Origin of the sequence: Sorangium sp. So ce1504, assembly GCF_051521635.1 — a bacterium.
In the GTDB taxonomy this organism is placed as follows: domain Bacteria; phylum Myxococcota_A; class Polyangia; order Polyangiales; family Polyangiaceae; genus Sorangium; species Sorangium cellulosum_B.
In genome coordinates, this window is sequence record NZ_CP150365.1 from 1,325,429 (window position 1) to 1,344,004 (window position 18,576).

Annotated in this window: 19 protein-coding genes; 7 read left to right on the forward strand and 12 right to left on the reverse strand. The window is 70.9% G+C overall.

Features of this window, described 5'->3' with window-relative positions; genetic code table 11:
• Positions 1-200: 200 nt before the first annotated feature.
• Complete coding sequence (locus tag WMF39_RS04935; protein WP_437744390.1) at positions 201-1,997, forward strand: AMP-dependent synthetase/ligase; 1,797 nt, start codon at positions 201-203, stop codon at positions 1,995-1,997.
• 181 nt (positions 1,998-2,178) lie between these two features.
• Positions 2,179-3,681 (forward strand): hypothetical protein, encoded by a 1,503-nt coding sequence (locus WMF39_RS04940; protein ID WP_437744391.1) that lies wholly within the window; start codon positions 2,179-2,181, stop codon positions 3,679-3,681.
• Positions 3,682-3,723: 42 nt separating this feature from the next.
• Here WMF39_RS04940 and WMF39_RS04945 read toward each other — a convergent pair whose 3' ends face one another.
• The 9 genes from WMF39_RS04945 to WMF39_RS04985 all read right to left on the reverse strand — a co-directional run bounded on the left by WMF39_RS04945 (position 3,724) and on the right by WMF39_RS04985 (position 11,750).
• Positions 3,724-4,446 carry a glutathione peroxidase gene (locus tag WMF39_RS04945; RefSeq protein WP_437744392.1) on the reverse strand — a complete coding sequence of 241 codons (723 nt, stop codon included), beginning with the start codon at positions 4,444-4,446 and terminating at the stop codon, positions 3,724-3,726.
• 269 nt (positions 4,447-4,715) lie between these two features.
• Positions 4,716-5,903: a methylated-DNA--[protein]-cysteine S-methyltransferase gene (locus WMF39_RS04950; protein WP_437744393.1), complete on the reverse strand. Its 1,188-nt coding sequence runs from the start codon at positions 5,901-5,903 to the stop codon at positions 4,716-4,718.
• 44 nt (positions 5,904-5,947) lie between these two features.
• The gene (locus tag WMF39_RS04955; protein WP_437744394.1) at positions 5,948-6,790 is read right to left on the reverse strand and encodes a helix-turn-helix transcriptional regulator; all 843 of its coding nucleotides are present in this window, start codon (positions 6,788-6,790) and stop codon (positions 5,948-5,950) included.
• 224 nt (positions 6,791-7,014) lie between these two features.
• Positions 7,015-8,064 carry a DUF2169 family type VI secretion system accessory protein gene (locus WMF39_RS04960; protein ID WP_437744395.1) on the reverse strand — a complete coding sequence of 350 codons (1,050 nt, stop codon included), beginning with the start codon at positions 8,062-8,064 and terminating at the stop codon, positions 7,015-7,017.
• A 280-nt stretch (positions 8,065-8,344) separates the two neighbouring features.
• Positions 8,345-9,190, reverse strand: a complete 846-nt coding sequence (locus tag WMF39_RS04965) for a nucleotide-binding enzyme (protein WP_437744396.1) — start codon at positions 9,188-9,190, stop codon at positions 8,345-8,347.
• Positions 9,187-9,600 (reverse strand): sigma factor-like helix-turn-helix DNA-binding protein, encoded by a 414-nt coding sequence (locus WMF39_RS04970; protein WP_437744397.1) that lies wholly within the window; start codon positions 9,598-9,600, stop codon positions 9,187-9,189. The genes WMF39_RS04965 and WMF39_RS04970 overlap by 4 nt, the downstream gene beginning before the upstream one ends.
• A complete protein-coding gene (locus WMF39_RS04975) occupies positions 9,572-10,069 on the reverse strand; it encodes an HD domain-containing protein (RefSeq protein ID WP_437744398.1) in 498 nt (165 codons plus the stop codon). Before WMF39_RS04975 ends, WMF39_RS04970 begins: the two co-directional genes overlap by 29 nt.
• A 137-nt stretch (positions 10,070-10,206) precedes the next feature.
• Positions 10,207-11,385, reverse strand: a complete 1,179-nt coding sequence (locus WMF39_RS04980; RefSeq protein ID WP_437744399.1) for a caspase, EACC1-associated type — start codon at positions 11,383-11,385, stop codon at positions 10,207-10,209.
• A 5-nt stretch (positions 11,386-11,390) separates the two neighbouring features.
• Positions 11,391-11,750, reverse strand: coding sequence for a hypothetical protein (locus WMF39_RS04985; protein WP_437744400.1), 360 nt, complete (start codon positions 11,748-11,750; stop codon positions 11,391-11,393).
• A 264-nt stretch (positions 11,751-12,014) separates the two neighbouring features.
• On the opposite strand from WMF39_RS04985, the gene WMF39_RS04990 reads away from it, so the two are divergent.
• From WMF39_RS04990 to WMF39_RS05000, 3 genes are all read left to right on the forward strand, one after another.
• On the forward strand, positions 12,015-12,647 hold the full coding sequence (locus WMF39_RS04990) for a DUF1990 family protein (RefSeq protein WP_437744401.1): 633 nt from the start codon (positions 12,015-12,017) through the stop codon (positions 12,645-12,647).
• A gap of 595 nt (positions 12,648-13,242) precedes the next feature.
• Positions 13,243-13,503 (forward strand): hypothetical protein, encoded by a 261-nt coding sequence (locus tag WMF39_RS04995; protein ID WP_437744402.1) that lies wholly within the window; start codon positions 13,243-13,245, stop codon positions 13,501-13,503.
• A gap of 21 nt (positions 13,504-13,524) precedes the next feature.
• Positions 13,525-13,863, forward strand: a complete 339-nt coding sequence (locus tag WMF39_RS05000) for a hypothetical protein (protein WP_437744403.1) — start codon at positions 13,525-13,527, stop codon at positions 13,861-13,863.
• Positions 13,864-14,178: 315 nt separating this feature from the next.
• Here WMF39_RS05000 and WMF39_RS05005 read toward each other — a convergent pair whose 3' ends face one another.
• Entirely contained in the window at positions 14,179-14,784 is a 606-nt protein-coding gene (locus tag WMF39_RS05005; protein WP_437744404.1) for an isochorismatase family protein, read from the reverse strand.
• A gap of 392 nt (positions 14,785-15,176) precedes the next feature.
• On the opposite strand from WMF39_RS05005, the gene WMF39_RS05010 reads away from it, so the two are divergent.
• Positions 15,177-15,686, forward strand: a complete 510-nt coding sequence (locus WMF39_RS05010; RefSeq protein ID WP_437744405.1) for an Hsp20/alpha crystallin family protein — start codon at positions 15,177-15,179, stop codon at positions 15,684-15,686.
• Positions 15,687-16,087: 401 nt separating this feature from the next.
• On the opposite strand, the gene WMF39_RS05015 is transcribed toward WMF39_RS05010, so the two are convergent.
• Complete coding sequence (locus WMF39_RS05015; RefSeq protein ID WP_437744406.1) at positions 16,088-16,897, reverse strand: haloacid dehalogenase type II; 810 nt, start codon at positions 16,895-16,897, stop codon at positions 16,088-16,090.
• Between the two features lie 208 nt (positions 16,898-17,105).
• Here WMF39_RS05015 and WMF39_RS05020 point away from each other — a divergent pair, with 208 nt between their 5' ends.
• Positions 17,106-18,044 (forward strand): LysR family transcriptional regulator, encoded by a 939-nt coding sequence (locus tag WMF39_RS05020; RefSeq protein WP_437744407.1) that lies wholly within the window; start codon positions 17,106-17,108, stop codon positions 18,042-18,044.
• Here the strand turns inward: WMF39_RS05020 and WMF39_RS05025 are convergent.
• Positions 18,032-18,526, reverse strand: a complete 495-nt coding sequence (locus WMF39_RS05025) for a hypothetical protein (RefSeq protein WP_437744408.1) — start codon at positions 18,524-18,526, stop codon at positions 18,032-18,034. The genes WMF39_RS05020 and WMF39_RS05025 overlap by 13 nt on opposite strands.
• Between the last annotated feature and the right edge of the window lie 50 nt (positions 18,527-18,576).

Here is an 18,576-nt window from a genome sequence, read left to right on the forward strand (position 1 = left end):
AACCGTGGACCGTGACGTCCGGACCGGGCGGTACGCGGCGCGCGGAAGCGGAACGCGGCGCGCGGAACGAGACAACCGGCGGCTCGTCCTGTGCCGCCCAGCGCTTCGAGGGGCTCCTCGACGCTGATTGACAATGCCCCGGCGGCTCCCGCATCCTGGCCACCCCGCGACCCCCGAGGCCTTGAGCCGCAGGAGATGCAATGAGCACCGTCCTCCACCGTCTGGAACAGTGGGCTAACGAATCTCCTGACGCGCCGGCCCAGCGCTTCAAATCTCAAGGCGAGTGGAAGACGCTGACCGCGCGCGAGTACCGTGACCGGGTTCACCACCTCGCGCTGTTCCTGGAGTCCAGGGGCTTCGACGCGAGCCAGGTCGGCGCGATCCTCTCGTACAACTGCCCGCAGTGGGTCCACGTCGACCTGGCGGCGCTGCTCGTCGGGGGCAAGTCGGCGGGCCTCTACCCGAACTCCACCGCGAAAGACATCCAGTACATCCTGAACCACACCGAGGCGACGCTGCTCTCGGTGCAAAACAAGGAGTACTTCCAGAAGATCTCCGGAGAGAAGGGCGAGTATTCCGTCCCTGACAGCGTGAGTTGGATCCTCGTCTTCGATGGCGACACATCGATCTCTCCCAAGGCGATCTCCTACGAACAGGCCCTGGCCGAGGGCCGCGCGCTCGCGGGGCAGCCGGGCGCGAAGACGTTCGCCGACTACCTGGCGAAGATCGACCCCAGGGCCGGCGCGTTCCTGATCTACACCTCGGGCACGACGGGCAACCCCAAGGGGGCCATGCTCTCGCACGACAACCTGGCTTACACGGCCGACATGGCCGTGAAGTACTGGAACCTGCCGTTCGCGCGCGGCACGATGTTCTCGTTCCTCCCGCTCTGTCACATCGCCGAGAAGCTGCAGTGCGTCGGGGCGGGGCTCACCCAGCGCTACACCGTCAACTTCTGCTCGAAGTTCGAGAACGTCTCGATCGAGCTCCCCGAGGTTCAGCCCACGCTGCTGCTCTGCGTGCCGCGGCTCTGGGAGAAGATGATGGAAGGCGTGATGGCGAAGGTGCGCGGCGGCAAGGGCGCCAAGAAGAAGCTGGCCGAGTGGGCGCTCGCCGTGGGCGCCCGCGTGGCCCAGGCGAAGTACGCGCAGCGCGCGCCGAGCGCGCTCGACGCCTTGCAGCTCAAGCTCGCCGACAAGCTCGTGCTGGGCAAGGTGCGCGCGGCGCTCGGCCTGGGCAAGGCCGAGGTGCTCGCCTCGGGCGCGGCGGCGCTCGCGCCGCACATCTCGACGTGGTTCCGCGCGCTGAACCTCGAGATCCTCGAGGACTTCGGCCAGACGGAGTCGACCGGCGTCATCTGCATGACCGAGCCGGGCATCGAGAGCGCGGGCACCGTGGGCAAGCCCGTGCCGGGCGTCGAGTTCAAGCTGGCCGAGGACGGCGAGATCTTGACCCGCGGCCGGCACGTGTTCGTGGGTTACTACAAGGACAAGGCGGCGACGGAGGCCGCGCTCGAGGACGGCTGGCTGCACACGGGCGATCTCGGCGAGTGGAACGACCGCGGACAGCTCAAGATCCGGGGCCGCAAGAAGGAGATCCTCAAGACCTCGGGCGGCAAGATGATCGCGCCGCTCCCGATCGAGGAGAGGCTCAAGGCGGCGGAGATCATCAGCCAGGTGTGCATGGTGGGCGACGGCCGCAAGTACCTCTCGGCGCTGATCACGCTGACCGAGGGCAAGCTCGCCGAGCTGAAGGATCGGGGCGCCCTGAGCAGCGACGCCGCGATCACGAGCCCCGAGGTGGTCGGCCAGGTGAGGGTGCACGTCGACGCCCTGAACGCGGAGCTCGCCAGCTTCGAGCAGATCAAGCGGTTCACGGTCCTCGGCCGCGAGTTCTCGGTGCAGGACGGCGAGATGACGCCGACGCTGAAGATGAAGCGCAACGTGATCGAGCAGCGCTTCCGCGGGACCATCGACGAGATGTATCCCGCCGAGTGAGCGGGGGCCGCGGGCCCCGCCGGCGGGCGGTCGGTCGACGAACGCGCCGCGGCGCTCGCCCGGCCCTGGGAGAGGCGCCCCGCGGCGCGTTCGTCGACCGACCGCTCGATCAGAGAATGTCGGGCTGTCGCTCATCTCCCGAAGGGATGCGCGCGGCCCTTTCATGTGGGAGGGAAAAGCCATGAGTTCACCGAGAAGCCATCTCGTGCTCGTGCCGGGTTTTGCGGGCTTCGATATCCTGGGTTCGATCGTCTATTACAGCGGTGTCACGGAGATCCTCCGAAACTCCGATACCGGGCCGTATCAAGGCCCGCTCTCGGTGCATTGCTTCCCGAACCTGCCCACGGCGAGCGTGGACACCCGCGCGCACGCGCTCCTCCGCTGGCTCGCGGATCGGTTCAGGCAGGGGGTGTTCCACGGGGGCGCGGGCCGTGGCCAGCGGGACTGCGTCCACCTCGTGGGCCACTCGACCGGCGGGCGGGACATCAAGACGCTGATGCTCCTGCTCCTGGCCGAGACCGAGCAGAAGGGGTCTGTCTACGGCGTCCCGGTGGAGCGCATCCTCGAGAGCATCTGCTCGATCCAGTTCCTCTCGACGCCGCACCGCGGGACGAACCTCGCCCACGTCTTCCACCGGAGGCAGCCCCTCCTCACAGGCCTGGCCGGGGCCCTCCACTGGTGGCTCCGCCTGGCTGGCCCGAAGGACGCGAGCTCCGCGGCCCGCCGCGCGAAGACGCTCCTGCAGGTGTTCGGCCAATCGGACGGCATCGTCCGCGCCGCCCTCGACACGATCGAGCGCTTCCACGCGTTGCCGTGCGACGACCTCGCCAGGGCCGAGGCGCGCGGCGAGTACTTCAACGTGCTCCGCTGGCTGCTGCACGTCGCCGAGGACACCGAGGCCTTCGAGGATCTCGATCCCCTGCCGCTGTCAGGCCAGTCGTCGCGCGAGGAGCGCTGGTCCAAACATGGCCTGTCCGCGCGCGGCCTCGGCGCCTGGCCGCGCGAGCTCGCGGCCTCCGTCAAGAGCGCGAAGCAGGCAAGGAAAGCCAGCCTCCTCGGGGCGGAGCTCGAGGAGGAGCTGAGCGCGTACTACGAGCAGCGGGGCATCGCGCTCCGGTCGATCGTCACCCGGGCGAAGCGCGATCCCGGCGGCCCGTTCCTGGGCGCCTTCGGCATCTTTCACGGCATCACGGCCAACATCAAGGATCCGAAGGTGGTCGAGGCCCTCGGGCCGTCCTGCTCCGTGCCACGGTTCGACGACCCGACCCAGACCGAGTCGCTCGATCCGGAGATGAACGACGGGATCGTCAACTGCGTATCGATGGTCTATCCCGACACGAAGCGCAGCTTCCTTGTCGACGCCGACCACGCCGACGTGATGGGCCACTATCGGTTCATCGCCCCGGAGGACGGCGACGGAGCGGACCCGAAATACGGCGGATACGACCTGTTCCAGTCCCGGTCGACCTTCGATCAGGCCGAGTTCGACAGGTTATGGAGCAGCATCGGGCAGTTCGCCATGAACAGCGACAGGTGCGCCGCCGCGGCGCGCCGCAGCTCGGCCGTCGCCTCCGTGGAGGTGCCGGCGGTGGTGCCGGCCTCGGCGCCCGCGGTGGTGCCGGCCTCGGCGCCCGCGGTGACCCATTTCCGCGCCGAGCCGTCGGACCCGGAGGGCGGCGCGTAGGCGCCCCCCATCGCCGGGGGGCGCCCAGGCCGCCTTCGTGAATCAGGCCTTCGCGAGGTAGGCTTCGAGCTCGTCGGCGCCGCCGATGTGCTTGCCGTCGACGAAGACCTGCGGGGTCGTGCCCTTGCCGCTCACCGCGCGCAGGCGGCGCGGCGAGGCCGCCACCTCCTCGTAAGGAATCTTCCGCGCGTCGAGGAGCCGCTTCGCCTTGGTGCAGTAGCCACAGCCCGGCTTCGTGAACAGCAGCACGTCGTGCGGCGACTTCGACGACGGATCCAGGTACTTCAGCATCGTGTCCGCGTCCGACACATCGAAGGGATCGCCCTCCACCTCGGGCTCGATGAACATCTTCTTGATCACGCCGTCGTCGACCAGCATCGAATAGCGCCACGAGCGCTTGCCGAAGCCGAGGTTCGCCTTGTCGACGAGCATGCCCATCTTCTCGGAGAACTCCCCGTTCCCGTCGGGCAGGAACTGGATCTTGTCCGCCTCCTGCGCCTTGCACCACTCATCCATCACGAACGCGTCGTTCACGGACACACACGCGATCGTGTCCACCCCGCGCCGCTTGAACTCCTCCGCGAGCTCGTTGTAGCGCGGCACGTGGCTGCTCGAGCAGGTCGGCGTGAAGGCGCCCGGCAGCGCGAACACCACAACCTTCTTGCCAGCGAACACGTCCTTGGTGGTCACGTCCTTCCACTGACCGTCGATACGCGTACGAAACGTGACATCCGGAACGCGCTGCCCTTCGAGGTTCTTCAGCATGACAGTCGTACTCCTCCCGTGCTCTTCTCGTTGCCATCCGCGACGGCAACCTTGTCCAGCGTCGTGCGGCGCTCCACGCGGCGCTCTCGGGCCGGCGAGAACGTAGCCCCGAGCTTCGACGCCGGCCAGCGCGACGGCGAGCCCGACCGAGGGCCGCGCCGCGATGGCGAGCCCGACCGATGGACGCGCCGCGAAGGCTGCTCGCCCGGGCGACGGCGCCAGAAGAGGCGCCCCGCTGGGCAGCTGCAGCGCCGCCGCGGGGCGAGGCGTCAGCCGCTCCGCGCCAGATCCACCGCGCGCCAGAGGTACCAGCTCGCCACCGTGCGGTACGGCTTCCACCGCGCGCCGCGCTTCTCGAGATCCGCGCGCGCAGGCGGCTCGGGCCGCTTGAACGCGAGCGCGAAGCCCTTGCGGATACCGTAGTCGTCCACGGGCAGCACGTCCGGGCGGCCGAGGCGGAACATGAGGAGCATCTCCACCGTCCACCGGCCGATGCCGCGCACCCGCGTGAGGCGCTCGATGATCGCCTCGTCCTCCATGCCGTGGACCTCGACGAGCGTGGGGAGCTCGCCGTCCTCCGTCTTCCGCGCGAGGTCGCGCAGCGCGAGGAGCTTCGCCTGCGAGAGGCCGGCGCCGCGGAGCTTCTCGTCGGAGGCGCGCAGGAGCTGCGCGGGCGTGGGGCCCTCGTGCGCTCGCGGGAAGAGCGCGCGCACGCGCGCGAAGATGGTCGCGGCGGCCTTGCCGGTGAGCTGCTGGTAGACGATCGACTCCGCGAGCGCGAGGAAGAGGCTCGACGTCCTGTCGATCCGCAGGGCGAACGGGCCGACCGCGTCGATGACGCGCGCGAGCGCCGCGTCGGACGCGCGCAGGTGCTCGACGGCGGCGCCCGGATCGAAGCCGAAGTCGCCGCCGGGCGCGGCTTTGGGAGCGCCGCGCGCCTGGCCGCCCTCGATCGCGAGGAGGCGGAGCTTCGTCGTGACGCCGCCGTTCGCGGAGAAGCCGCCGGCCTTGCCGCCGGCCGCGAGCACGCGGTGGCACGGGACGATGATCGCGAACGGGTTCCGCCCGAGCGCCTGCCCCACGGCGCGCGCCGAGCCGACCGCCCCGAGGCGCGCCGCGACTTCGCCGTAGGTCAGCGTCGCGCCCGGCGGGATGGTGCGCGCGACCTCGTAGACGCGGCGGTGGAACGGCGGCACCCGATCCATGTCGAGCGCGACCGCGGACAGGTCGCTCGCCTCGCCGCGCAGGAGCGCGACGATCGCGTCGACCGCGCGCTGCACCTCGGGCGGCGGCGCCGCCGCCTGGGCGCCCGGGAGGCGCTGGAGCAGGCGCGACCGCGTCTCGGGCTCGCGCGCCTCGGGGAGCTGCAAGGCGGCGACGCCGCGCTCGCCCCACGCGATGCCGCAGCGGCCGATCGCCGTGTCGAACAGGAGGAAGCCGTGTGCCGTTGCTGTCATGGGGTCCTCGCGGGCAGGCGGGGCGCCCGCGTCCGGCGGCCATCCTAGGAGCGCGCGGCGAGGCGATCTTGGAAGATCTTGCGATCCCCCCTCGCCGCCTTCCGGAAGCCGCGGGGCGAGACGCCGGCCGCGCGGTGGAAGGTGCGGACGAAGTTGGAGAGGTCGCCGAACCCGACGTCGAGCGCGATGTCGGTGATCGACCGGGCGCCGTCGGCGAGGAGGCGCGCCGCGCGGCGCAGGCGGGTGCGGACCAGGTACTGGTGCGGGGTCACGCCGACGACCTTCCCGAAGACCCGCAGGAAGTGGAACGGGCTGAGCCCGACCTCACGCGCCGCGCCCTCGAGGTCGATCGGCTCGTGCGCGTGCTCGTCCAGCCAGAGCGCCGCCTCGACGGCGCGGCGGCGGTCGCGCGCCCCGGTGTCCGGCGGCCTTCGCTTCCGGCCGGAGGCGACCTCGACGAAGCGGGCGGCGAGGAGCACCCCCACCTCGTCGACGCCGATGTCGCTCCTGCCCTCGGCGGCCGCCTGCGCGAGCTCGCCGAGCACCATCAGCTCGGGCACCGGCGGCAGGCCGCCGGCCCGGAACGCGCCGTCGCCGTCGCCGAGGGCCTCGACGAGCGCCGGCGCGAGCTGGAACGACAGGCACTCGTCCCCGACGACGTGCTCGTGCGAGCACGTGTACTCGTCGCCGGGGTGGCCGACCAGGAGCGACCCGGCCACGAGCTCGAACGCCTCCCCCCGGACGCGGTAACCGAAGCTGCCCTTGCGCACGTAGGAGACGGAGAAGCCGCGGTGGAGCTCGGCGAACGGCGCGTCCCCGGGCCCGGAGCGGCACCGGTAGTCGACCACCGAGATGGCGTCGCCCCGCACCAGCGTCGTGACGTCCATGGGTCACCGAATGTACTTGCGGCGGCGAGGCCGAGCAACGCGCCCCGCGCCCGTGCTGCGCCGCTGCGCGGCGCCGCGCCCGCCGCTCCGGGGCCCGCGCGCGCCGTCGACCTCGACAGTCCCCCCGGACACCGTTTGCGACCGCTCCCAGGTCCCGAACGCCGTTCAGACCGTGATCGCGACCGCCGTCAGCGCGTTCGGAATGGGTTGCGCGACGGCCTCGCTCACGTACTGACGACGTCCTGATCGGACACGTTGAGCGTCACCCCTGTCGGATCGGACGTCGCGACGGCGCTCTGGGCCGCTATCGCGATCTCGGCAGGAGCCAGCCATGCGGGCGGGGCGCCCGGCACCTCGACACCGACGACGACACGCACCGCCGCGAGCGCTGCTGTCTCCGCGAGCGGGAAGCTGCGCCGCCAGACCAGCGAGCACGATTGCCGGTCGCCGTCGACGTGCAGCGTGTCCAGCACGAGATCGAGCGGCTGCCCCTCCGTGACGCCGAACGCGGAGAGGCCATGGACGCGCGCGAGGGCGCGCGCCCCGGGGAGCCGCGTCCGCAGCGCTGCGAGCGTCGGGTGGAGCCCCGTGAGCACGAGCCACTCGTCGCCGACCAGGGCTTCGACGCGCTGATCGGGGGGGGCCGCCTGGAAGTAGCTCCAGTCGAAATCGTCGGGGATCTCGAGGATGGGCCCCTCGAGCGCCTTGTGGGGCGTACGTCCGAGCAGCCGCCTGCGCGACGGCCACACGCTCCCGAGCGGCGCGAAGCCCGCCGGGTGGTCGCGCCGCGAGGGATCCAGGACGGCCGGGCGATCGGTGCCGAACGGGTTGTCGGCCATGCCGATCCCCCCGAATGCGCGCTCGTAGGCGAGCGGGATCGCCTTCTCCGCGCCGCCGGGCTCGATCGAGAGCGCCTTGTCGAGGATCGGGCGCTCGCCGGCGAAGAGCGCGAGGCGCACGGAGAAGGGCGCCGCAGGCGGGCCCGGCGGCGCGTGCGCGTGGCCCGTGAAGAACACGTCGATGCGCGCGAGGTAGGGCGCGAGATCGCTCGTCAACCGGACGCTGCGGCCCGGGTGGTTGTGATGGTGGATGTCGGCATCGATGATTTTTTGCGGCTCGACGGGAATCATCGGTGCGCCGTCGACGAAGGCGAAGGTCGCCTTGGCGATCACCGTGAGGTGGAGCCGCCCCCGCGCGCGCCACATCACCGCCGCCGCCGCCGTTCCGGAAGGCGCCGCAATCGCGCTGGGAATGGGCGGGGCCTCGGACTTCACCGCGCCATGAGAGCACCGGGGCGTCGCGAGGGTCAAGCCTCGCCGCGCCGCGACACCGACGCGTCGTCCGACGTTCGCCTCTCCGCCCGCCGAGGAGGTTCATCGGCCTCGCAGCGCGGGTGAAAGCGGTGGAGTCCAGCGACGACCGCAGGATCCGAATCCAGCGAGTCGTCCTATCCATCCATCGGTGTCGGACATCGCGCTCGGCGAACGACGAGTTCCCTTCGTGCCGTCGCGGGAGCGCAGGAGCGCCGGACCCTCCTCGCCTGAGGGCGGGGTCTCAGGCCGTGTCCTCGAAGCCGGGGAGCGGCTCGTAGTCTTGAGTTGCGTCGTCCTCCTCGCCGGGCTCGGCGCAGGCCGGCTCGTCGCCGTCCTCGCCGGCGCCGCCGGTATCGTGGAGCAGCCCATCGAACGGCCCGGGGAGCGGCTCGTCCTCGTCCGCCTCGAGCAGCGCGTCCATGCCCTCCACCTCGCCGGTCTCCAGGTAGCGCTCCCACGCGCCGGGGTGATCCCGGGCGCAGAGCGCCGAGAGCGCGGCGACGCCGAGGCGCACGATCGGCTTCCCATCGGTGCTGCTGCGGGGCCGCGCCCTCAGGTCGCGCGGGGCGTACACCGTGAGCTCGAGGGGCGCCACGTCCGCCACGTGGTAGTGGACGTACTCCCGGAGCTCTCCGCCCTTCTGGATCGTCACGCGCTCCCGGTCGAACGTCCAGCCGAGCGCCCGCACGTGCCGCTCCAGCGCCTCCTCGTCGGCGGGGAACACGTGCAGATCGACGTCGCTGCCGCGGCGGATATGGCCGGTGGAGACCGAGCCGATGAGCCGCGGCGAGAACGGCGCGAGCGCGCGCATGGCCTCCAGCGCCACGATGCGCAGCGCGAAGAGCCGGCGCGTCCGCTGGCTCCCCTCGGCGCGCTCGGCGAAGAGGAGCAGCGCCTCGCGGATCTCGCCGTTCGAGGGCAGGTCCGCGGGCCGGTAGCGCGCTCGCCGCCCCTCCACCTGGCCGAGGATCCGCTTCGCGGCCATCCGCTTGGCGGTGAAGTACTGGTCCACGCCTTCCTCGTACATGAGGCGCGCGGCCTCCGCGGCGATGCGGGCCCGCAGCCCGCCGAAGCGCTCGGCGCTCATCGGGCCACCCACGCCGCGCGCGCTGCCGGCGCCTCCGCCGCCCGCGCCGGCGCCGCGGCGACCGCCGGCTCGAGGGCTTGCCGCAGCCGGAGCATCGCGCCGCCGACCACCCGGCCGCCCCGAGGCGCCCCGAACAGGCGCTTCTGCACCACCTGCTGCGCCACGCCGAGGCGGCGCGCGATCTCGCCCTGCGAAAGGCCGTCGAAGAAATACGCCTCGACGACCTCCCGCTGCTTCGCCGTCAGCGCGGTCTCGACCGCGTCCCGCACCGCGGCGCAGAGCCGCGCTCGCCCGGGCGGCTCGGCCTCGCCGCCCCAGAGCCGGCGATCGTCGCCCCAGCGGTCGACGTCGTCGCAGAGGACCTCCCGGCGGACCTTGCGCTCAGGCGAGCGGCTCCTTTCGCAGGTCATCGGAGGGGGCGGGCTCGCCGCCGATCGAGAGCAGGGTCCAGTCTGCGCCGTCGAGCAGGAGCTCCACGGCGGCCTCGGGGTGGAGCACGGTCGCCTCGGGCGAGCGGCCGCCGACGTCCCAGCGGCGGAGCCGCGCGAGGTCCGCGAGCGCCTTCGTGCGCCGCAGGCGCCGCCGGGTCGCGCCGGGCGCGCGCAGCAGGTGGAGGTGGTGCCGCACGAGCCAGACGATCCGCGGGCACACGAGCTCCGCGAGCACGTCGGCCCCCTCCTCGGCGTGGTCGGCGCAGGCGAACGCCTTGCCGACGTCGTGGAGCAGGGCCGCGGCCCAGAGCGAGCGATCCGCGGTCTCGCGGCGGGCCAGGTCGAAGACCTGCAGGGAATGGAAGAGCGCGTCGCCCTCGGGGTGCCAGCGCGGATCCTGCGGCACGCGGTCGAGGGCGAGGAGGAGATCGAGGAGGTCCTTGTGCATCGATGGGAGGGCGGTCAGGCCGCCCGCGGGCTGCGGGCGAGCGGTGCCCCTTCACCCTGGGGCGCGGTCACACCCACCGGGAGGCCCCGCGCGCCGGGCGAGCCGAAGCATAGCGCGGGCGCCCCCTGCGCCAGGAATCAGGGAGTGAACAGGGTGGCCGATCGCTTCCTCGGCGGCGTGAGTTGCGCGGCCGTCTCCGCGGTCTGACGTGTGCCTGGGGCCTCCAGGCGGACCAGCCTGAGCACGGTGCCCCCGACGATGATCTGGCCGTTTTGCGGGAGCAATGCGCTCGTGATGCGCTGATCGTCGATCGTGGTCCCGTGCGTGCTTCCCTGGTCGATCACGCGCACCTCATCCGCTCCGACGACGATCGTCGCGTGCTTTCGCGACACCTTCGGATCATCGAGGCGGATGAAGCAATCGGGCTCTCGCCCTACCCTGAACTCTCCAGGCCGGAGCAGGAACCGCCGACCCGCGAGGGGCCCGTTGCACACGAGGAGCTCGTAGGCGATCGACGTGTTTCCGCCCGACGCCGGGATGGTGGGCCGGAGCGGGGCCTTCGCGATGCGCAGCCGCCCCTCGTACTTCTGCGTCCACATCTGCGGGGTCTGCCGGCCTCCCTCGGCCTTGATGCTCGCTTGCACGTACTCGCAGAGCTCGTGGACATCGACGTATCCGTCTCGGTCCAGATCGGCTGTGCCGGTCGACAGGCCTTCGACGATGTGGCGCGTGAAGATCGACTGCGGGGGCACCCCCACGGGCTGGTCAGCCTGCCACGCCAGCTGAACCGACGTCGTGGCGGAGATCACGACGCGACCCGAGCCGTCTCCCATGAACGTCCCGGCGATGTCGACGCTGTCCTGCTCGCTCTTGGCGGAGTTCTCGTACGCGCCGCTGTAGCAGCAGTCGAGGATCAGGACGATGCGCTTCGCGGGGCACTGATCGATCTGGCGGCTGATCCACGCCGCGTCGACCGAGGTCGCGCTGAAGAGCTCTTTCTCCGTGTCGTGTGTGGCGAGGTGGAGGTGCCCCCAGTCGTCCTTCAGGCCATGACCGGAGTAGTAGAGGACGAGCAGATCCTCCGGATGGCGGCGATGGAAGAGCGCGCCGATGGCCTTCCGGACTTCGAGCTGACTGCCGTCGACGCAGAGCTCGACGCGAAAATCGCCGATGTCCGGGTTTCCCATCGTGTCGGCGAGCTTCGATGCGTCGAGGGCGGGCGCCTGAAGCGAGCGCAACCTGCCGTCCGCGTACATTCCGTTCGCGATGATGAGCGCGATGCGGTCCCGTCCGCCCAGCACAGGATCTCTGTCCAAGGCTGTCATTTGATTGCGCTGATGCGGCGCGCGAGGTCGAGCACTTCCTTCTCCCCGAGCGGCTTGTCCGAGGTGAACTCGACCTCCAGACCGTTCTTCCCCCGGATGCGGATGCGGCGCCTCGGCGCGCGGACGACCCACTCATTGACGAGCTGAATCACCTGGGGAAGCACCGCGGGGAGCGCGGCGAGCGCGATGGCGCCGACGGTGAAGGCGTCTCCCTTCGCGTTCTTGGGGAGGTGGCCTTCAACGGCGCGGCGCGGGGTCGCGCCTGCGGTGCCGATGTCGCGCATCAAGCTCTCGAGCATCGTGTCCAGCTGGTCGGCCTCGACATCGGCGTCGTGAAATTTGAACTGCATGTCCATTGGCCATGCACCTCCTCGCTGTTACGAGTCGCCGAGGAGCGTATCAGCGCTCGCCGGCAGGTGCCAGCCGCGCGGGTCGGCGAGCCCGCGCGCGGCGCGCGCCGCCATCCTCGATCTGCGAAGCGCGCCTGAAGCCCTCTTCGCGATCGTCCAGCACATCTCATGTCCATGCTGATCCATCCGTGAGAGCCCTGGCGGATCCGTGCAGGCCGGTCAGCCGCGAAGTTGCTCCTCGTGCTTCGTCGTGACTGTAAAGCCATCAAGATGGCGTCTCCGTGGTCGGCTATCCTGCCCCTCGTGCTCTCCCGCGCCCGCCCCTCCGACGCCGCGATCCGCGCCTTCCTCGCTCGCCAGGCGGGCCGGCCGCTCTCGTACGCGGAGGTCGGCTGCACCGGCGCCGGCGATGGCCGCCCGCGGCCGCCTGCCGGCTTCAACGTCGACCACCACCGAGCGGTGCTCGGCCAGGGCGCCGCGCTCTTCGACCGCGCTGTCGAGGCGATGCGGCGCTGGGCGCAGTTCCGGCTCGGCTGGGTCGAGCTCTGCTATCCCGACGCTCCCCTCCAGGCCGGCGTCACCGTGGTGATCCTCGTCCGCGTGCTCGGGATTCACTGGCTCAACGCGTGCCGGATCGTTTACACGGTCGATGAGACGAGCGGCCCTGTGCGCCGGTTCGGCTTCGCCTACGGGACGCTGGAGGAGCACGGCGAGCGCGGCGAGGAGCGCTTCCTCGTCGAGCACGACGAGCCTTCCGGCGAGGTCGCCTACGACATCTTCGCCGTCTCCCGGCCGAACCACCTCCTCGCCCGGCTCGGCTTCCCCTACGCGCGCCGGGTCCAGGGGCGGTTCGCCCGCGACTCCATGCGCGCCATGCGCAGCGCCTCGACCTCGCCGCCGTGAGGCGCGCCGGGAGCAGATGCCTGCGGTGCCTCGTCCGGAAGTAACCCAGCATGCAGATCTGCCTGCGCCGCCTCATCCGGAAGTACGCCCTCCGTGCAGCGTCATCAGCACCTCCGGAGCATCGGTCCGTGCTGAGCACGTGCTCGAACAGGCCCTCCAGGCCGGAGCTCTCGATAGCGGTCGTCGTCGTCGCAGAGGACCTCCCGGCGGATCTTGCGCTCAGGCGAGCGGCTCCTTTCGCAGGTCATCGGAGGGGGCGGGCTCGCCGCCAGGCGAGAGGAGGGTCGACCAGGAGACGACCGTCGCCGCGGACGTGCTGCTCGACGTCGATGTCTCCGTGCCGGGCTGCTGATGCCGTACCGCCCAGGTTCGTTCCTGGTTTCAGGTTCGTTCCTGGTTCCATGAGAGAAGAAGCAACACGGTGGATGAGCCGCGCACACGTCCGCCGTGCTCACCCCGAACCGCGTTCCTGCACCACAAAGGAGCTCGACCAGGGGCGATCGGGCTTTCCCATCTGAGCCGATCAGGCTGTCCGCACGGCGTCACCGCATGCACCCCGCTTGCACCGCACGACCCCGGCTCCATGGGTCTTGGCATGGGTCCCACCGCCTCCATCGAGCGGCAACTGTCCACCAACGCACAGGGCCCCGACACCTCGATCGTCGGGGCCCTCCTCGCCGCCCTGCCTCCGCTCTCGAACGTCCAGCGGCAAGCCTTTCGTCAGCAGTTCACCCTCGTGCAGTGCGACGCGCTCGGCGCGCTCGCGGAAGCGCCCGACGTCTACCGCGAAGCGCTCGCCTGGCTCCGCCCGATCGACCGCACGCTCACGCGCCATTCCCTGCTCGTGCGCCGCTAAGGCCGCGTCCGCTTCGCCTGGTTGCTCGAATGCATCCGCGATCTTGGCGAGGCGCTGGAGATTCGCCGCGGCGACATCCTGTCCGGCAGACGCGACGCGCGGACCGAGCGCGTCCGACGGGCCGCCGTTCGCATCCGGGAAGAGCTCATCGAGGCCATCAGCGTCCTCGCCGCGGGCGAGGAGCGAGAGAGCGAACGGCTCGCCGCAGCGGCAGGCGCTGCCGATACGCCGGAGGAGCTCGGTGCGTCGCTCCACGCGCTGGCGCGGCTCGCCGAAGGCTGGACCGGCGTCGTGCTCCGATCGACCGGCGTGGTCTACGACGTTCGCAAGGCGCACCCGTACATGGTCACCATCGATTGAGTGCGATCATCGAACGACGGGGGGAGGGCAAGCCTGGTGGGGCCACAGCAGGTGTGGCGCCATCGCAGCCCGGACGGCCGCTTTACCGGCGATCGCATTGGCGCCGCCGAAGAACCGCCCCGGCGCGGGCTGGGAGCCCCTGCTCGGGCCCGTGACGCGGGCAGGCGCGCCGCTCCCGTTGCCGTCGCTCGCGGAGCTGCGCGCCGATGCCCCGAGCCCGTGCCTGGCATCCTGTTTCGTCGCCAACCGCCGCTCAGAGCCCGTCCCGAGGGCCGTTGGACCACAACAGCTCATGATGCTGTCCGCGCGCCTCCTTCAAACAATAGCGCCCCCCGCGCGGCGGATCGCCGCGAGGGCGCGTTCGCCGTCGCCCGCTACGAGATCTACCGCGCGCGTCGCTTTGGCGAAGACGACCGTGTCGAAGCCGAGCCGGATGGCGTCGAGCGCCGTCTCCTTGACGCAGTAGTCCGTTGCCAGTCCAACGATGACCACGCGGCGCGTGCCACGAGCTCGCAGCTCCGCTTCGAGCCCGGTCTCGCTCGTGAGCGTGCCGCTCGTCGGATCGCGCGTGGCGAAGCCGGAATAACCGTCCTCGCCGCCCACCCCCTTGCGGATGATCGTGCCGGCGGCCTCTAGCGCCGGGTGGAGATCGGCTCCCCAGCTGTCCTGCACGCAGTGCACCGGCCAGGTCCCACCATCTTTCTGAAAGTGCGGCGTGCTCGGCGGGTGCCAGTCCTGCGTGTAGAGGACGGGCGAACCCGCCTGACGGGCTCGCGCGATCTCCTGGTTGATGAGCGGCAGCACTTCCTCGGCGCCGCGCACATAGAGGCTGCCCTTCGGATCGGCGAAGTCGTTTTGGACGTCGACGACGATCAGCGAAGTCGCCGGGTCGTACACCACCGTCAAGGGGTGCTCTGCCATCGCGAATCACCTGACGCTGAACCCTGTGTGCTTGTGGTCGCCCGGAAAGGCGACGCCGGCTCTGCCCGTCGGGCCCGTGCTCTGGCCACCATAGCGTGAACATCTTGGCCTTCTGGAAAGATTTCAACGCGCAGACGGCAGCAGACTGTAGCAGAGCGCGAACACGACGCAGATCCATTGACGAGCATCGTGCCGTGATTACTCAGGGTGACGCGGGGTCGGGGCCGACGTGGGGCCGCCATGCTGATGAAGTGACCGGGTGCCGCTCTGCAGGCGGCCTGTGCATGGGCCGGAGCCTCGCGGGGCCCGGACCCCGCTTCGAACTGCAGGACATCATCTGAGGGGGCACAGCCAGCGGACGGGCTTTGCCACTGAAAGGAGGTGAGTTGGGTATGGCCAATCTGGTTCGCAGGATCCGTGATCGAGAGCCGACCCTCTTCAGGCGATTCGATCCGTTTCGGAGTGTTTGGGATCTCATGCGTTGGGATCTTTTCCGCGATCTGATGCGATGGGATCCTTTCGGCGAGGTTCCGCGGTTCGAGCGTCCCTGGGGTACGTCCTACCTGCTGGAGATGGAGGTGAAGGAGACCCCCGATGCGTTCGTCATCCACGCCGACGTCCCTGGTGTGGAGGAGAAGGACATCGACGTGTCGATCGCGGGCAACGTGCTCACCGTGAGCGGTAAGCGCGAGGAAGAGGCGCGAGATGAGGGCGACCAGTACGTCTCTCACGAGCGTTCGTACGGCAGCTTCTGCCGATCATTCACGCTTCCCGAGGGGAGCGATGCGGAGAACGTCGTCATCTACCTCTTTGTGCACCACGGGGCCGAGTGGCTGCCGGATGACTTGTTCCGCATCGGCACGGGCTCGGGATCGGCCCGGGACCCTCCCGTCTGCCGCTGATGTCGTAGAGATCTTTCGATCTCCGCGGTCGGCTCCATGAGCTGAGTTACACAGGGTCATGAGACAACCGAGCGAGAAGACTCCCCTTCCGCCGACAGGAGCCGATTCCTCTGAATGCCGGGGCGTGCCGTGTCCGAGCGGAGCCCTGGTTCGTTCCGGTGCTCACGCCGGCGGCGCGCACCAACTCGACAGCACTGTCGCCGCGCGGGGCGAAGGGGCCGGGGAATCCCGACATTCACGCGATCTTCGTCATCGACGATGTCGTCTTCACGGGCGGTGACGCGAGCCAAGGGATGCTCGGCTGGGTGGATCTCCGCGCGCCCCTGAAATGGCATCCCACCAAGGTGCCGCGCGACGCGCGCGCGTCGGGCAAGGGGGCACAGGCGGCATGGCCCCGCCGGTCACGCCCTCTCCTTCACGAACTCCACGAGATCCGAGAGGCTCGCTCCCGTCGCGTCGGCGCTCACGCCGAGCTCCTCGGCCGGCAGGCCCAGGCGGTTGACCCAGAACGTGGGATAGCCGAACCACCGGGCCCCCGCGGCGTCCCAGCCGGCGAACGCGACGAACGCGATCTCCTCGCGCGTGAGGCCGAACGCGTCGAGCGCCATCCGGTACGCGCGAGGATCCGGCTTGTACGTCCTCGCCCCGTCCGTGCTGAGCACGTTCTCGAACAGGCCCCCCAGACCGGAGCTCTCGATGGCGGCCCCGAGCATCCTCCGCGTGAAGTTCGACAGGAACGAGAGCCGGATCCCCGCGCCCCTCAGCGCCCGGAGCGCCGGAAGCACGTCAGGCCACGCCCGGAGATCGAGGTAGGCGCCCAGGAGCCGCGCCCGCTTCTCCTCCCCGAGATCGAGCGCCAGCGCGCGCTCGGCGAACACCAGCGCATCCGAAGTCACCTGCCAGAAGTCGGCATACTCGCGGGACGCGACCCGCAGCCACGTGTACTCGAATTGACGGGTACGCCACGCCTCGCTCAGCGATGCTCCCTTGCCCGGACAGAGCTCCTCCGCGAGCGCCGCGATCGGCCGCGGATCGAAGATCGGAAAGGCGTCGAAGGCGATCGCCTTGATCTTCGATCCCGCCGCCGGCCGCGGCGGCGCCGGCCCGTGCTGCGCGGCACAGGAAGCCGTCCCGGCCGGGGCCGAGCCCAGGAAGCCCGCCGCGGCCGTGCCGGTCACGCGGTGGAGAAACTCACGACGATTCGTCAACATGCCAGCCTCCCTCCGATCCTCCGACGTGAAACTCGCGACCTGCGAGTCCGCGCGTTCGCGAGTCCGCGAGTCCGCGGGTGCGGGAACGCACGCGGGAGAGCATGCGCGGTCCGTCGTTGCCCGGGGATCCGCCATCGACGTAGACTCGCCATGCACCTTTGCATGGCGCGGAGCGCGCTCCGGCAGCAGCGCCCCGCGCCCCGGAGCCATGCTCGACTGGGACGATCTGCGCTACTTCCTCGCCGTCGCGCGGCACGGCAACCTCTCCGCCGCCGCGCGCGTGCTGAAGGTCACCCAGCCGACCGTGGGGCGGCGCGTCGCCGCGTTCGAGCGGCGCCTCGGGGCGAGGCTCTTCCAGCGCTCGCCGTCGGGGTTCTCGCTCTCGGCCGCGGGCGAGAGCGTGCTCGGCCACGCCGAGCGCATGGAGCAGGACGCGCTCGCGGCCGAGCGCGCCGCCGCCGGACGCGACGCAGGCCTGAGAGGCCACCTCCGTGTCACCGCGTCCGAGTGGCTCGCCACGCGCGTCCTCGGGCCGCTGCTCGTCCCGTTCCTCGCGCGCCACTCCGCCATCTCCGTCGATCTCATCGCGGACGCGCGATGGCTGAGCCTGCCGCGGCGGGAAGCGGACATCGCCCTTCGCCCGGCCGCGTTCGAGCACCACGAGGTCTTCCAGCGCGAGGTCGCGCGGATCGGGTTCGGGCTCTATGCATCGGAGGCGTACCTCGCCGAGCACGGCCCGCCGGACTGGGGCCGGCAGTGCGAGGGCCACACCCTCGTCACCATGAACGACGAGCCTCCGGCGATCGCCGACCTGTCGTGGGTGCGCGCCGTCGCCGCGAAGGCCCGCGTCGCCGCGCGCACCAACGGCCGCGAGCCCCAGGCGACGATGGGGGCCGCCGGCGTCGGGCTCGTCTGCCTGCCGCGCTACCTGGGCGACGCGACCGCCGGCCTCCGCCTGCTCTCGCCGCCCTCGCCGCCGCCGGGGCGCAAGCTGTGGCTCGGGGTGCACCGCGATACGCGCGGGGTGCCGCGCGTGAAGGCGCTCGTCGCGTTCGTCGCCGACGCCCTCGGGCCGCTCCGGAGCGCCCTCGACCCCGGCGCGGGGCCGCGCGCGTCAGGCGACGAGCGCCCCCGCTACCGGCCCTGATCGCGCTGGCACGCCCTGAGCTTCTCGAACTGCGCGTCGCACGTCGGGGGCAGGAAATCGGTCGTGCACTCTCGAACGCGCCCGCTCAGGCAATCGAAGAGCGACGTGATCGACGGCGCGAGGAACTCGCAGGGGATCCGGTCCGCGGAGGCGACGGTCTCGCCCACGCAGTCGAAGAAGGGGGCGGTCAGCGCGTTGCAGGGGCGCTGCTCGGAGAGCAGGTCGGCGCAGCGCGCGCGACACCGGAGCTCCGGACACGTGACGCCGTCGAAGAGCGAGCAGAAGAAATCGCACGAGGCCCTCTGCTCTTCGATGGAGGGCCCGCCGGAGCTCGCCGACGGAGAGCTCTGGGCCGCGCCGGCGCCCCCGGCGCCGTCGGAGCTCCCGGGGAGCCCGTCGACGACGACGGCCCCGCCGCAAGCGCCCGCCCCCGAGAGCGCGACGAGCGAAGCCAGGAAAGCGAAGAGCAGCGGCGTTCTCATCAGGGCATCCTATCGCGCGGCAGGCACGGCAGGGGCGCGCGTCGGGCGCG

Excerpts from the sequence above, each read along its gene's own strand:
- WMF39_RS04945 (WP_437744392.1), bottom strand. The coding sequence starts at position 4,446 with ATGCTGAAGAACCTCGAAGGGCAGCGCGTTCCGGATGTCACGTTTCGT.
- WMF39_RS04965 (WP_437744396.1), bottom strand. The coding sequence starts at position 9,190 with ATGAGCGCCGAGCGCTTCGGCGGGCTGCGGGCCCGCATCGCCGCGGAG.
- WMF39_RS04955 (WP_437744394.1), bottom strand. The coding sequence starts at position 6,790 with ATGGACGTCACGACGCTGGTGCGGGGCGACGCCATCTCGGTGGTCGAC.
- WMF39_RS04975 (WP_437744398.1), bottom strand. The coding sequence starts at position 10,069 with ATGCACAAGGACCTCCTCGATCTCCTCCTCGCCCTCGACCGCGTGCCG.
- WMF39_RS04985 (WP_437744400.1), bottom strand. The coding sequence starts at position 11,750 with ATGGACATGCAGTTCAAATTTCACGACGCCGATGTCGAGGCCGACCAG.
- WMF39_RS05025 (WP_437744408.1), bottom strand. The coding sequence starts at position 18,526 with ATGAGAACGCCGCTGCTCTTCGCTTTCCTGGCTTCGCTCGTCGCGCTC.
- WMF39_RS04970 (WP_437744397.1), bottom strand. The coding sequence starts at position 9,600 with ATGACCTGCGAAAGGAGCCGCTCGCCTGAGCGCAAGGTCCGCCGGGAG.
- WMF39_RS05010 (WP_437744405.1), top strand. The coding sequence starts at position 15,177 with ATGGCCAATCTGGTTCGCAGGATCCGTGATCGAGAGCCGACCCTCTTC.
- WMF39_RS05020 (WP_437744407.1), top strand. The coding sequence starts at position 17,106 with ATGCTCGACTGGGACGATCTGCGCTACTTCCTCGCCGTCGCGCGGCAC.
- WMF39_RS04990 (WP_437744401.1), top strand. The coding sequence starts at position 12,015 with ATGGCGTCTCCGTGGTCGGCTATCCTGCCCCTCGTGCTCTCCCGCGCC.
- WMF39_RS05005 (WP_437744404.1), bottom strand. The coding sequence starts at position 14,784 with ATGGCAGAGCACCCCTTGACGGTGGTGTACGACCCGGCGACTTCGCTG.
- WMF39_RS04950 (WP_437744393.1), bottom strand. The coding sequence starts at position 5,903 with ATGACAGCAACGGCACACGGCTTCCTCCTGTTCGACACGGCGATCGGC.
- WMF39_RS04935 (WP_437744390.1), top strand. The coding sequence starts at position 201 with ATGAGCACCGTCCTCCACCGTCTGGAACAGTGGGCTAACGAATCTCCT.
- WMF39_RS04940 (WP_437744391.1), top strand. The coding sequence starts at position 2,179 with ATGAGTTCACCGAGAAGCCATCTCGTGCTCGTGCCGGGTTTTGCGGGC.
- WMF39_RS04995 (WP_437744402.1), top strand. The coding sequence starts at position 13,243 with ATGGGTCCCACCGCCTCCATCGAGCGGCAACTGTCCACCAACGCACAG.
- WMF39_RS05015 (WP_437744406.1), bottom strand. The coding sequence starts at position 16,897 with ATGTTGACGAATCGTCGTGAGTTTCTCCACCGCGTGACCGGCACGGCC.